Below are 13,640 nucleotides of genomic sequence, written 5' to 3'. Positions count from 1 at the left end.
ATTTTTATCATTGCGCGTCGAAGAGATTCAGAATCGGCCAGCCGTTGGCGATTGCGTGTGCCTTGAGCTTGTCGTTGGGATTGGTGGCGACCGGATGCGTGACGCGCGAGAGCAGCGGAATGTCGTTTTGCGAATCGCTGTAGAAATGGCTTTGATCGTAGTCGGCGATGGTCTTGCCAAGTGTCTTGAGCCAGGCTTCAGTATGCGTCACTTTGCCTTCAGCATAGGTCGGCGTGTCTAGCAGGCGGCCGGTGATGTTGCCTTCGGCATCGAGTTCCGGCAGCGCTGCGATCAGGTGATGCACCTTGAACAGCCTGGCGATCGGCTCGGTGACGAAACTGTTGGTGGCAGTGATGATGGCGACGGTGTCGCCGGCATCCAGATGCTTTTGCACTACGGCGACGGCGGCGGGCACCATGGCCGGTTTGATGACTTCTTCCATGAACTGGGCATGCCACTCATCAAGTTGCTTGCGCGGGAATTTGGACAGAGTGCCGAAGGCGAACTCCAGATACTTCACCGGGTCCAGCGTGCCGGCCTGATAGTGCGCGTACCACTCGTCATTGGCCTTGCGGAAAGCGGCTGCATCGATAGCGCCGGTGCGGGCCAGAAACTCGCCCCACTCGTGGTCGGAGTCGATGGGGATCAGGGTGTGGTCGAGATCAAATAAGGCGAGATTCATAGCGTGTCGTCTTCAGCTTCCTGTTGTAATAGATCGCGTAGCAGTGGCAGGGTGATGGGGCGCTTGGTTTCCAGCGAATAGCGGTCAAGCGCGTCGAGCATGCGCGACAGGGAAGGCATGTCGCGCCGGTAGTGGGTCAGCAGGTATGAGAGGATGCCGGGCGAGACGGTCATGCCGCGGCCTTGCGCAGATTGCGTCAGGGCGGCGATCTTTTCGTCGTCGGTCAGGCCGTGCAATTGATAGATCAGTCCCCAGCCGAGCCGTGTGCGCAAGTCTTCGCGCACCTGCAATTGCGCCGGCGGTTGCGTGCCGGTGCTGATCAGATAACCGCCCAGTTCGCGGATCTGGTTGAACAGCGCGAAGGCGGCGATCTGTGCATCCGGCGACAGCTGTTCGCAATCGTCGAGCAGATAGCATTGCACCGCGGGCGTGTAGTCAAAATCGCTGTCGAAGGCGTCGGCGGCGGTGATCAGACGGCTGGCGATATTCGCATGCGCCAGCGAATGCAGCAGATGCGTCTTGCCTGCGCCGTTCTCACCCCAGAGGTAGATAAAGCGGTCGTTTAATGTCGGCTGCGCTTGTGCCGACGCGATGGCCTGCAACCGTTGCAGCAATTCTGCATTCTGGCCGGTCACAAAGGTATCGAAAGTCGGCGGCTGCTGCGCGCTCAAATCCAGCAGAAGTTGTCTCATGTCTCGCTATTGTAGAAACTGCTGCTCAGGTAATGTTGACGCAGGTGCCGCACCATCACCGAAATGATGGCCGAAGTTGGCAGGGCGAGCAGCACGCCGACAAAACCGAACAATTGCCCGAACGCCAGCAGGGCGAAGATCACTACCAGCGGATGCAGGCCGATGCGTTCTCCTACCAGTTGCGGCGTCAGGATGAAGCTTTCCAGCACCTGGCCGATGCCATAGATGATGGCAATGGCGACCAGCCCGTACAGGCCGGTGAATTGCAATACGGCGGCGATCAGCGCCAGCACCAGGCCGAGACCGAAGCCGACGTAGGGGATAAAGACCAGTAAACCGGTCAGGATGCCGACCGGCAAGGCAATGTCGAAGCCGGCAATGGCTAGCGCTATTGAATAATAGGCCGCCAGGATCAACATCACCAGCAATTGTCCGCGCAGGTATTGCGCGAGCAGATCGTCGACTTCTTCCGTCATGTGGCTGATCTTGGCGACCCAGCGGCGCGGGATCATGCCGCGCAGGCGTCCGATGAAAGGATGCCAGTCTTGCAACAAATAAAACAACACCATCGGAATAAACAACAGATTGGCCAGCCAGGCCAGCACGGCGGTGCCGCCGATCTTGACCGAGGCCAGCACGGAGGCCCAGATTTCATCGCCGCTGGTGGCCAGCTGCTGAGTCATGATCTTTTTGATGCCGGTGACGTCCAGGCGCACATGGATACCGTATTCGCTCAGGCGCGGCGCCACGGCGGTGTTGAGCTTATCGAGGAAATTCGGAATCTGTTGTTGCAGCAACGGGATTTCCTTGACCAGCACCGGCACCACGACCAGGATCAGAGCCAGCACGGCCAGCACCAGCAGCAGGATGACGATCAGCACAGCCAGCACGCGTGGCAGATGGAAACGGCCGATGCGGCGGCCTGCCAGCCAGTCGACGCCCGGGTTGAGGGCATACGCCAGGATAGCGGCGGTAACAAAGGGAGTCAGCATTGGCCCCAGAAGTACCAGGAGGCCTATTAACGAAAGCCCTAAAATGAGCCACAACAAGCTTTGTTTTTGCTCATCCGAGAAAGAAAAAGGCATGGAAATCGGGCTTTAGGTGAATCGGTTTGATAAAATCATGGTTTACGCAGTAATTCAGCAGCCATGCTGGCCGTTTTACTCCTCTACGCTTCAGACCTCTATTTTACCGCCTCTAGTGCCAATATCATCATGACTTCATCATCCAATGTTTCCCTTTCCTACCGCGACGCCGGTGTCGATATCGATGCAGGCGACGCTTTGGTCGAGGCAATCAAGCCTTTTGCCAAGCGTACAACCCGTGAAGGCGTGCTGGGCGGCATTGGCGGTTTCGGCGCCCTCTTCGAGATCAGCAAGAAATTCAAGGAGCCGGTGCTGGTGTCCGGCACCGACGGCGTCGGCACCAAGCTGAAGCTGGCTTTCCACCTCAACAAGCACGACACCGTCGGCATCGATCTGGTCGCCATGAGCGTCAACGATATTCTGGTGCAGGGCGCCGAACCGTTGTTCTTCCTCGACTACTTCGCCTGCGGCAAGCTGGACGTGGCGAGCGCCACCGATGTCATCAAGGGTATCGCCAAGGGCTGCGAACAAGCAGGTTGCGCGCTGATCGGCGGCGAAACCGCTGAAATGCCGAGCATGTACCCGGACGGCGAATACGATCTGGCCGGCTTCGCCGTCGGCGCAGTCGAAAAGTCCAAGCTGATCGACGGCACCAAGATCATCCCGGGCGACGTCGTATTGGGCCTGGCTTCGTCGGGTGCGCACTCCAACGGTTACTCGCTGGTGCGCAAGATTTTGGAAGTCGCCAAGCCTGACCTGAACGCCGATTTCCACGGCCGCAAGCTGGCCGACGTGCTGCTCGAACCGACCCGGATCTACGTCAAGCCGCTGCTGGCCCTGATGGAAGCGATGGAAGTGAAGGGCATGGTTCACATCACCGGCGGCGGCCTGGTAGAAAACATCCCGCGCGTGCTGCAAGAGAATCTGACTGCTGTGCTGGACAGCAAGGCCTGGACCATGCCGCCGCTGTTCACCTGGCTGCAGCAGCACGGCGGCGTGGCTGACGCTGAAATGCACCGCGTCTTCAACTGCGGCATCGGCATGACCGTGATCGTGTCGAAAGAAAACGCCGACGCCGCCGAAGCACAATTGAAAGCAGCCGGCGAAACCGTGTTCCGCATCGGTGAAATTCGCGCACGCGCTGAAGGCGAAGCACAGACCATCGTCGTTTGATCGCTTTTAACGCCCGGTTGGTGCCGGGCAATAAAAAACGGCTGCAATTGCTTGCAGCCGTTTTTGTTTTTGGTGACTACGAAGAAGGCGGCAATCAGGTCGGTTGCTGCGCCACATCGGCCTCGTCATCGCCGGCTAGCGTCTGGCGCGTCACCGGCTGTGCGTCGCGCACCAGGGCATCCGGCGGCGGCACGCGCACCGGCTGGCTGTGATCGACGGACGACGACAGGACATTCAGCGTCGCTTCCGGCGCCGCATCCCAGACCGGGTCGTCGATGGCTTCGAACACGCGTTTCAATTGCGAGCCCCAGCTGCGGCGGATCATCTGGAAGTATTGATTCTGATCGTCGATGGTGACGAACCGCGTTACAGCCAGGTCGTTGCTGTTGTACACCAGCAGATCCAGCGGCAGGCCGACCGAGATATTCGATTTCAGTGTCGAATCCATCGAGATCAGGGCGCACTTTGCAGCCTCGTCCAATGACGTGTGCGGTGTGACGACGCGGTCGATGATCGGCTTGCCGTACTTGGCTTCGCCGATCTGGAAATAAGTGTTTTCGTCGTGCGACTCGATGAAGTTGCCGGCCGAATACATCTGGAACAGGCGGCAACGCTCGCCCTTGATCTGGCCGCCGAAAATGATGCTGACATTGAAGTCAATGCCGAACTTGCCCAACTCTTCCGCATCGCGCTGATGCACGGTGCGAATCGCGTCGCCCAGGATTTGTGCGGCTTCATACATCGACTGGGCGGTCCAGATGGTGCGGCCTTCAGCGTTGGTCTTTTCAGAAACGATCTGGCGGATCGATTGTGAAATGGAAAGATTGCCGGCCGTCATCATCACCATGACGCGCTCGCCCGGATTCTCATAGACGTTCATCTTGCGGAAGGTGCCGATATGATCGACGCCCGCATTGGTCCGTGAGTCGGATAAGAAGACCAGGCCTTCGTTCAGGCGCATGGCAACGCAATAAGTCATGATGTGAGATAAAAATGTAAAAGCCGAATTTTACAGGAAGCCCCGCCGACGCTGAGCGCGGGCGGGGCCTAAATGTCGTGAGCCTGACACATTATCGGCAAATTTCTGATAATTCTTAAGTGTCAGATTGGCAGAATAATAAAAATTATGCTGCCAAAGGAACAAGAAAGTCTTTACTGATGCGATTTCCCAACTCAAAGATGCGTTCCAGAAACACTGTCAGGTAATCGTGCAGACCTGCGTCGAGAACTTCCTCGATGCGGCTGAACTTCAGATCGGCGTGCAGCTTGCCGGCAAAGCGTTCCGTATCGGCGGACACGTCGTTGTGCACGTGTTTCAGATTGCTTAATACCTGATCCATGCAGGCCGCCAGCGAACGCGGCATGTCGGCGCGCAGGATCAGCAATTCGGCAACGCGTTCCGGCGTGATGACGTCGCGATAGACCTTGCGATAAATCTCGAAGCCGGACACCGAGCGCAGGATAGCCGCCCAATAATAAAAGTCGATCTGATTGTCCTGGCCCTTGGCATCCTTGGTCAGCAGGCTTTGGCTCAATTGCTGCGATTGCTGCTGGCTTTGCTTGCCGGTCGCTTCCTTGGCGCCATGAAATTTAACGTCGATGATGCGGGCGGTATTGTCGGCGCGTTCGAGGAAGGTGCCGAGGCGGATGAAGTGGAATGCTTCATCTTTCAGCATGGTGCCGATGGTTACGCCGCGCGACAGGTGAGAGCGATGCTTCACCCACTCGAAGAAGTCGCTTGGATTCTGCTCCAGCGCGTCAGTCTTCAGATAACCCTGCATCTTGATCCAGGTGGCGTTCTGGATTTCCCATGCTTCGGTGGTCAGGGCGCCGCGCACGGCGCGTGCGTTCTCGCGCGCCTGCTTGAGGCAGGATGCGATCGACGATGGATTGCTCGGATCGCGCACCATGAAGTTGATCACGTCTTTCTGCGTCAGCGTGTCGTACTTCTGGTTGTAACCGTACAGCAGCTCGGAAATGCCGAGCACGGCGCGCCAGCCTTGTTCGGCGTCGTCGGTCGATTGCGGCAGCAGAGCGGTTTGTACGTGCACGTCCAGCATGCGTGCGGTGTTTTCGGCGCGTTCGGTGTAGCGCGCCATCCAGAACAGGTGATCAGCGGTGCGGCTCAACATGTTTTATTTCTCCAGAATCCAGGTGTCCTTGGTGCCGCCGCCTTGCGACGAGTTCACCACCAGCGAGCCTTCTTTGAGCGCCACGCGCGTCAGGCCGCCCTTGACCATCGAGACGGTTTTGCCCGACAGCACGAAGGGGCGCAGGTCAAGATGGCGCGGCGCAATGCCGGATTCGACATAGGTCGGGCACACCGACAAAGCCAGTGTCGGCTGAGCGATGTAACCGTCCGGCTTGGCGATCACGCGCTGGCGGAAATCCTCGATCTCCTGTTTGGTCGACGCCGGGCCGACCAGCATGCCGTAGCCGCCGGCGCCGTGCACTTCCTTGACCACCAGCTTTTCGAGATTGGCCAGCGTGTAGGAAAGATCTTCCTTCTTGCGGCACTGGTAGGTCGGGACGTTGTTGAGGATGGGTTCTTCGGACAGATAAAACTTGATCATGTCCGGCACGTAGGGATAAATCGATTTGTCGTCGGCGACGCCGGTGCCGATGGCGTTGGTCAGCGTGACCTTGCCGGCGCGGTAGGCCGACAGCAGGCCCGGCACGCCCAGCGAGGAATCGGCGCGGAACGCCAGCGGATCGAGATAGTCGTCGTCGATGCGGCGATAGATCACATCGACGCGTTTCGGACCGCGCGTGGTGCGCATGTAGACGGTGTTGTCCTTGACGAACAAGTCTTGTCCTTCCACCAGCTCGACGCCCATCTGCTGCGCCAGGAACGCGTGTTCGAAATACGCCGAGTTGTACATCCCCGGTGTCATCACCACGACCGTCGGATCGACCACGCCGACCGGTGCGACCGAACGCAGATTGTCGAGCAGCATGTCGGGGTAGTGATCGACCGGCGCAATCTTGTGGCGGGTGAACAGTTCAGGGAAAAGCCGCATCATCATCTTGCGATTTTCCAGCATATAGGACACGCCCGACGGCACGCGCAGGTTGTCTTCCAGCACGTAAAACTCGCCTTCGCCCGCACGCACGATATCGACGCCGGCAATGTGCGCATAGATGTCGGAGGCGACATCGACGTCCTGCATTTCAGGGCGGTACTGCGCGTTCTTCAAAATCTGCTCGGCGGGAATGACGCCAGCCTTGATGATTTTCTGACCGTGATAAATATCGTGGATAAACATGTTCAGCGCTTTGACGCGCTGCACCAGACCGGCTTCCAGTTTGGTCCATTCTGCGGCGTGAATAATGCGCGGAATAATGTCGAAGGGAATCAGCCTTTCCGTACCTGCATCGTTGCCGTAGACCGCGAAGGTAATGCCGACGCGGCGGAAGATCAGGTCGGATTCTGCACGTTTGCGAACAATGGTTTCAGCGGATTGTGCGGAGAGCCATGCCGCAAATTCATCATAATGCTTGCGTACGGAAACGGCTCCATCGGAATACATCTCATCGAAAAAATTTGCCATAAATTTGCTTCATTTTCTGGTGCTGATGCTGGGGGATTTTGGGGCTTCTGATCAAGCGAATATTATTTGTAGAATCGTATTGGCCGGCATCCTCATCGCTGGTGAACGTAGACTAAGACTATCACGCCATTTCTGCTTTTGGACAGCGAAAATTGCGTGAGGTCCCGGCCTGGATTCGTACCAGCGATGGCCGCCATAACAGGGTATGGATCGTTGAAAATGCGGTTTCCTTTCAGCGCAAAAATTGGTTCATGCCCACGGTGTCGGCGCAGGAACGTCGCACGGCGCAGGCATGTCGATGGTGGTGAAATTGGCCGGGCTGACGATTTCCAGATACTCCATGTCCGGCGAATAATCGAACAGGAAGTGCACAATGCCCGGTCGCTGGTGCACGCAGTCGCCGGTCTTCACCAGCGTCACCTGATCCTCGTACATGAAGCGCGCCCAGCCCTTCAGCATGATCACGATGTGGAAATTGGCTTCATGCCGGTGCCAGCCGGTGCCGGTTTCCGGCGCCATGTTGGCTTTGACCAGCTGGGCGATCACCTGGCCGCCGGTGGCCGCAGCAATGCCCAGGTCCCGGTACAGGAAGAAGTCGCGCAGGCCGCCGGATTCAAACGGCGTATCGCCCTCGCTGACATGAGAGAACACATTCAAGGCTGTCGGATTTGTTTCGGCTATCGTATTCATCACACTGATCCTTTCTGCGGCGTCCCGCATTTGACGCGATTGAGAATAACGTTGCTGGTGCTGTCTCCTCTTGTTCTTCCCGGTGAGGCTTTTTGTAAAACTACCGTCACAACATCGGCCGATGCTGCGGCTTAAATTACGGCTTAAAACTCCACATCCAGTTCATCGATATCTTCCGGCTCTTTCTGCGCGGCCGCAATCCATTCTTTCATCTCCGGCATGGCCATGATGCGCTTGCTGTAAGCGGCGCAGATCGGTTCGAGCGCGACGTCGTACGTGATGAAGCGCGTGATCACCGGGGCATACATGGCGTCGGCCATGGTGCGTTCGCCAAACAAGTAGGGGCCGCCATACGTCGCCAGACATTCTTTCCAGATGGTCGTAATCCGCTGGATGTCGGCCTGCGCGCGCGACCAGACTTTGAAATTGGGGAAGTGCGCCTTGAGGTTCATCGGCAGCGCCGAGCGCAGGGCGCTGAAGCCGGAATGCATCTCGCCGCAGATCGCGCGGCAATGCGCGCGCGCCGCCTGGTCCGCCGGCAGCAGCTTGGCGGTGGGACGGATTTCATTGAGGTATTCGGCAATGGCCAGGGTATCCCAGACGAAGATTTCGCCATGCTTCAGGCTGGGAACGAGAATGGATGAAGACAGCAGCAGGATTTCGGCACGTGCATCCGGATCGTCCGGTGAAACGATATCTTCCTGAAACGGCAGCCCGGCAAATTTGGCGAGCAGCCAGCCACGCATGGACCACGAAGAATAATTCTTGCTGGTGATGCGCAAAGTCGTTTTAGGCATGTCAGTCCTTTATGTGTGTGTACTTTGACTTTGGCGCGTCGATGCTTTGACGCGCAGTTTGCGTGGACGCGTCCGTGATTCTTGGTACTTCCGATACGGCATGGTGTTGCATATTCGGTACTTGCAAAGGGCGTGCCAGCGGCTCGCATCGGAAAGCGTGCAGGCATACCATGTGGAAGGTCAGTGGCATGCATATTGCATCGATTGCAGGACTGGTGAGAATAGAGGGAATAAGTTCTATGACAAATATTTACCAGGCATATCAGCAATACGCCGACGCCACCGATCCGCTGCGGGCCTCGGCACGCGCAGCCGCGCCGTTTCTGGGGCATAGCTGGCCGGGCTTTCCGTCCAGTCTGACGCTGCGAAAAATGTCTGCCGCATATGAAGTATTTGCCCGCACGCAACTCACGCACGTGCGTCCGCCTTTCGATATCGACAGCGTGGAGGATGGTGGTCGCACCGTTGCGGTGCAGGAACAGGTCGTCGATCAGACGCCGTTCTGCACGCTGTTGCGCTTTCGCAAGGAAACCGCCGCCGAGCAACCCGCAGTGTTGCTGGTAGCGCCGATGTCCGGTCACTTTGCCACCTTGCTGCGCGGCACCGTCAAAACCCTGCTGCGCGATCATGACGTCTACATTACCGACTGGCACAACGCCCGCGATATCTCGCTTGAGCACGGCCGCTTCGGCCTCGACGAATACGTTGCCCATCTGATCCGCTTCCTGCAGACCATCGGTCCCGGCGCGCATATCGTGGCGGTTTGCCAGCCTACCGTTGCCGCCATCACCGCCGTCGCCGTCATGGCGGAAGACAACGACGCCGCCCAGCCGCGCAGCATGACGCTCATGGCGGGCCCGCTCGACACGCGTGTCAATCCGACAACCGTGAATGAGCTCGCCAAGAGCAAGCCGATTGAATGGTTTGAACAGAATCTGGTCAGTACCGTGCCGGCGCGCCATCCCGGCGGCGGTCGCCGGGTGTATCCGGGTTTCATGCAACTGGCGGCATTCATGAACATGAATATTAACCGCCACGTCGACGCATTTCGGAATTTGTACAACTATCTCATCGAGGGAGAGAGCGAAAAAGCCGAGGCAATCAAAGTTTTTTACGAAGAATACTTCGCCATGTCTGATCTGCCGGCGGAGTTTTATCTGGAAACGGTGCGCGTCGTGTTCCAGGAACACGCGCTGCCGCTCGGCCTGCTGGAGTACAAAGGCCGTCCGGTCAACCTCAAGGCTATCCGGCGCACCGCATTATTCACGGTAGAAGGTGAAAAAGACGACATCTGCGCCGTCGGCCAGACCGTCGCTGCACAAGATATGTGCAGCAGTATTCGCCCCTACATGCGTTTGCACCATGTGCAAACAGCAGTCGGCCACTATGGCGTGTTCAACGGACGCCGCTGGGAAAATGAAATCTACCCACGCATGAGGGATTTCATTAATATGCACCACAGGTGATCAGATAGCAGATAGCTTGCAATCGGATCGCCTGTCGTTCATCAACGCCCGGCACTACCGTATCCATCAGCTCAACTTGTTTGTTGTAAAGGATCTTCATGTCAATTCATGTGGCGCTGAACCATGTCACGTCTTACCGTTATGACCGTGCTATCAATCTTGGACCTCAAATCGTCCGCCTGCGGCCGGCCCCGCATTGCCGCACCCGCATCCTGAGCTATTCCCTGCGCATCCTGCCGGAACCGCATTTCATCAACTGGCAGCAGGATCCGCAAGCCAACTACATGGCGCGCCTGGTCTTTCCGGAGAAAACCGAAGAATTCCGTATCGAAGTCGACCTGGTGGCCGAAATGTCGGTCATCAACCCGTTCGACTTCTTCCTCGAGCCGTATGCCGAGCAGATTCCGTTCGAATACGCCAAGGAGTTGCAAAATGAACTGTCGCCGTATCGCAAGACGCTGCCGCTGACACCGTTATTCCAGAAACTGCTCGACAGCATTCCGCGCGAAAAGGTGCGCAGCGCCGATTTCCTGGTAGGTCTGAATCAAAAGCTGGCCGACCTCGTCGATTACACCATCCGCATGGAGCCCGGCGTGCAGACGCCGGAGGAGACGCTCACCATCGGTTCCGGCTCATGCCGCGATTCGTCCTGGCTGCTGGTGCAATTGCTGCGTCATCTGGGACTGGCGTCGCGCTTCGTGTCCGGCTATCTGATTCAACTCACCGCAGATCAGAAATCTCTCGACGGCCCATCGGGACCGGAAGCAGATTTCACCGACCTGCATGCCTGGTGCGAAGTCTATCTGCCGGGCGCCGGCTGGGTCGGTCTCGACCCGACGTCCGGCCTGTTCGCCGGCGAAGGCCATATCCCGCTGTCGTGCACGCCCGAGCCGTCATCGGCGGCGCCGGTCAGCGGCATGGTCGATCCTTGCGAAGTGGAGTTCGAACATTCGATGAGCGTGTCGCGCTTCTGGGAAGCGCCGCGCGTCACCAAGCCATACACCGAAGCGCAATGGAGCGAGATTGAAGAACTCGGCCACGCCATCGACGACGATCTCGATGCGCTGGACGTGCGCCTGACAATGGGCGGCGAGCCGACCTTCGTGGCGCTCGATCATCCCGACGAGCCGGAGTGGAATACCGCCGCGCTGGGCGAGACCAAGAAGCCATTGGCAGCCGATCTCTACCATCGCATGCGCGAGAAGTACGCCGTCAAAGGCTTGCCGCATTTCGGCCAGGGAAAATGGTATCCGGGCGAGCAACTGCCGCGCTGGGCGCTGAATTGCTACTGGCGCCGCGACGGCCAGCCGATCTGGAACAACCGCGATCTGATCGGTGACGAAACCAAGCCCAACGTCACCGACGACAACATCACCGAACGCTTCCTCAAAGGCGTCGCTGCGCGCTTGTCGCTCGACGGCAAGCATGTATTCTCGGCCTACGAGGACGTGTTCTATTACATGTGGCGCGAACGCCGTTTGCCGGGCAACGTCGATCCTTTCGATTCCAAACTGGAAGACAAGCAGGAGCGCGCGCGTCTGCTGCGCGTGTTCTCGCAAGGCCTCGACAAGATCGCCGGTCACGTTTTGCCGGTGGCGCGCCGTCCCGACGAAAGCGGCTGGCAGACCGGCGACTGGTTCCTGCGCAGCGAGCGCTGCTACCTGTATCCGGGCGATTCGCCGCTGGGGTATCGCTTGCCGCTGGATTCTCAGCCTTGGGTCACATCCACCGACTATCCGTATGTGTATCCGGAAGATCCGTCGCAACAATTCCAGTCGCTGCCGCAAGCGTCTGAAATCCGTCTGCAATACGCCAAGCGCCCCTCGCTGACCGGCGCCACGTCGGTCGCCTTCCTGCAGGATTACTACGCCACGCAGCGTGGCGCCGCGACTACCGGCAATGGCAATGGCAAGGGCAACGGTGCACGTACTGGCGCAGCCGGTGGCGTCCCCGGCGCCTTCGAATCGGCCGACTGGATCACGCGTACCGCCTTGTGTGCAGAAGTGCGCAATGGCGTGCTGTATCTGTTCATGCCGCCGCTGGCCAGGATGGAAAGCTATCTTGAGCTGGTTGCAGCCATCGAAGCCACTGCAGAAGAACTCAAACAGCCGGTGTTGATGGAAGGCTACGAGCCGCCGCACGATCCACGCGTGCGCAAATTCAGCGTGACACCGGATCCGGGCGTGATCGAAGTCAACATCCAGCCGGCCTCCAACTGGGCCGAACTGGTCGATCAGACCACGCATCTCTACGAAGCCGGCCGCGAGTCGCGTCTGACCACCGAGAAGTTCATGCTCGACGGCCATCACTCCGGCACCGGCGGCGGCAACCACATGGTGATGGGCGGTGCAACCACCGGCGATTCACCATTCCTGCGCCGTCCGGATTTGCTGCGCAGCCTGATCAGCTACTGGCACAACCATCCGTCGCTGTCGTACTTGTTCTCGGGCATGTTCATCGGCCCGACTTCGCAGGCGCCGCGCATTGATGAGGCGCGCAACGACTCCACGGTGGAAATCGAACTGGCCTTCGCCGAAATGGAAAACCAGATCGCCAAGGGCGGCTGCCCGCCATGGCTGGTCGATCGCCTGCTGCGCAATCTGTTGATCGACGTCACCGGCAACACGCATCGCGCCGAGTTCTGCATCGACAAACTGTATTCGCCCGACAGCGCCACCGGCCGTCTCGGCCTGCTGGAGCTGCGTGCCTTTGAAATGCCGCCGCACGCGCGCATGAGCCTGACGCAGCAATTGTTGCTGCGCGCGCTGGTGGCGCGTTTCTGGAAGACGCCGTACAAGCCGCAACGCCTGGTGCGCTGGGGCACGGAACTGCACGATCGTTTCCTGTTGCCGCATTTCATCTGGCAGGATTTCAACGACATCATGGACGACATGCAGGAAGCCGGTTATCCGATGCAGGCGGAATGGTTCGCCCCGCATTTCGAATTCCGCTTCCCCAAGATCGGCGACTTTGCGGTCAAGGGCATGGAACTGGAATTGCGCACTGCGCTGGAGCCATGGCACGTTCTGGGCGAAGAGGGCAGCTCGTCGGGCACCGCGCGCTACGTCGATTCGTCGCTGGAGCGGCTGCAGGTCAAGGTCAGCGGCATGGCGAAGGACCGTTATGTGCTCACCTGCAACGGTGTCGCAGTGCCTTTGCAACCGACCGGCGTGGTCGGCGAATTCGTCACCGGCGTGCGTTACCGCGCCTGGCAGCCGCCGTCGGCCTTGCATCCGACCATCGGCATCGATTCGCCGCTGACCTTCGATCTGGTGGATACCTGGAACGGCCGCAGCCTGGGGGGCTGCCAGTATCACGTGGTGCATCCGGGCGGTCGCAGTTACGAAACCTTCCCGGTCAATGCTTTTGAGGCGGAAAGCCGTCGCCTGACGCGTTATTTCCGTCTCAATCACACGCCGGGAAAGATGGAAGTTACCTCTGGAAGACCGTCAATCGAGTTCCCATTTACGTTAGACTTGAGACATTTCTAACGCACCCTGTTTA

11 protein-coding genes are annotated in these 13,640 nt (G+C 58.6%); 3 read left to right on the top strand and 8 right to left on the bottom strand.

Going from position 1 to position 13,640, the window contains the following annotated elements; all coding sequences use genetic code 11:
• Positions 1 to 7: 7 nt before the first annotated feature.
• The 3 genes from AC1RN6_RS14190 to AC1RN6_RS14180 are packed head-to-tail and all read right to left on the bottom strand — an operon-like array spanning position 8 to position 2,459.
• The gene (locus AC1RN6_RS14190; RefSeq protein ID WP_493006084.1) at positions 8 to 682 is read right to left on the bottom strand and encodes a histidinol-phosphatase; all 675 of its coding nucleotides are present in this window, start codon (positions 680 to 682) and stop codon (positions 8 to 10) included.
• Entirely contained in the window at positions 679 to 1,374 is a 696-nt protein-coding gene (hda, locus tag AC1RN6_RS14185; RefSeq protein WP_493006083.1) for a DnaA regulatory inactivator Hda, read from the bottom strand. Before hda ends, AC1RN6_RS14190 begins: the two co-directional genes overlap by 4 nt.
• Positions 1,371 to 2,459: an AI-2E family transporter gene (locus AC1RN6_RS14180; protein ID WP_493006082.1), complete on the bottom strand. Its 1,089-nt coding sequence runs from the start codon at positions 2,457 to 2,459 to the stop codon at positions 1,371 to 1,373. Before AC1RN6_RS14180 ends, hda begins: the two co-directional genes overlap by 4 nt.
• Before the next feature lie 129 nt (positions 2,460 to 2,588).
• On the opposite strand from AC1RN6_RS14180, the gene purM reads away from it, so the two are divergent.
• Positions 2,589 to 3,632, top strand: coding sequence for a phosphoribosylformylglycinamidine cyclo-ligase (purM, locus tag AC1RN6_RS14175; RefSeq protein WP_493006081.1), 1,044 nt, complete (start codon positions 2,589 to 2,591; stop codon positions 3,630 to 3,632).
• A gap of 94 nt (positions 3,633 to 3,726) precedes the next feature.
• Here purM and AC1RN6_RS14170 read toward each other — a convergent pair whose 3' ends face one another.
• The 5 genes from AC1RN6_RS14170 to AC1RN6_RS14150 form a co-directional block, all read right to left on the bottom strand.
• Positions 3,727 to 4,611 (bottom strand): proteasome-type protease, encoded by an 885-nt coding sequence (locus tag AC1RN6_RS14170; RefSeq protein ID WP_493006080.1) that lies wholly within the window; start codon positions 4,609 to 4,611, stop codon positions 3,727 to 3,729.
• A gap of 145 nt (positions 4,612 to 4,756) precedes the next feature.
• The gene (locus AC1RN6_RS14165; protein ID WP_493006079.1) at positions 4,757 to 5,764 is read right to left on the bottom strand and encodes an alpha-E domain-containing protein; all 1,008 of its coding nucleotides are present in this window, start codon (positions 5,762 to 5,764) and stop codon (positions 4,757 to 4,759) included.
• 3 nt (positions 5,765 to 5,767) lie between these two features.
• Complete coding sequence (locus AC1RN6_RS14160; RefSeq protein ID WP_050477383.1) at positions 5,768 to 7,183, bottom strand: circularly permuted type 2 ATP-grasp protein; 1,416 nt, start codon at positions 7,181 to 7,183, stop codon at positions 5,768 to 5,770.
• 249 nt (positions 7,184 to 7,432) lie between these two features.
• On the bottom strand, positions 7,433 to 7,873 hold the full coding sequence (locus AC1RN6_RS14155) for a cupin domain-containing protein (protein WP_493006078.1): 441 nt from the start codon (positions 7,871 to 7,873) through the stop codon (positions 7,433 to 7,435).
• Positions 7,874 to 8,016: 143 nt separating this feature from the next.
• Entirely contained in the window at positions 8,017 to 8,670 is a 654-nt protein-coding gene (locus AC1RN6_RS14150; protein ID WP_493006077.1) for a glutathione S-transferase family protein, read from the bottom strand.
• Positions 8,671 to 8,909: 239 nt separating this feature from the next.
• On the opposite strand from AC1RN6_RS14150, the gene AC1RN6_RS14145 reads away from it, so the two are divergent.
• Together AC1RN6_RS14145 and AC1RN6_RS14140 are read left to right on the top strand one after the other, a co-directional pair.
• Positions 8,910 to 10,136, top strand: coding sequence for a polyhydroxyalkanoate depolymerase (locus AC1RN6_RS14145; protein ID WP_493006076.1), 1,227 nt, complete (start codon positions 8,910 to 8,912; stop codon positions 10,134 to 10,136).
• A 98-nt stretch (positions 10,137 to 10,234) separates the two neighbouring features.
• The gene (locus tag AC1RN6_RS14140; protein ID WP_493006075.1) at positions 10,235 to 13,627 is read left to right on the top strand and encodes a transglutaminase family protein; all 3,393 of its coding nucleotides are present in this window, start codon (positions 10,235 to 10,237) and stop codon (positions 13,625 to 13,627) included.
• Positions 13,628 to 13,640 lie beyond the last annotated feature (13 nt).

Source organism: Herbaspirillum sp. GW822-FHT03A08, assembly GCF_058801885.1.
This window is presented reverse-complemented; position numbering and strand designations above follow the sequence as displayed.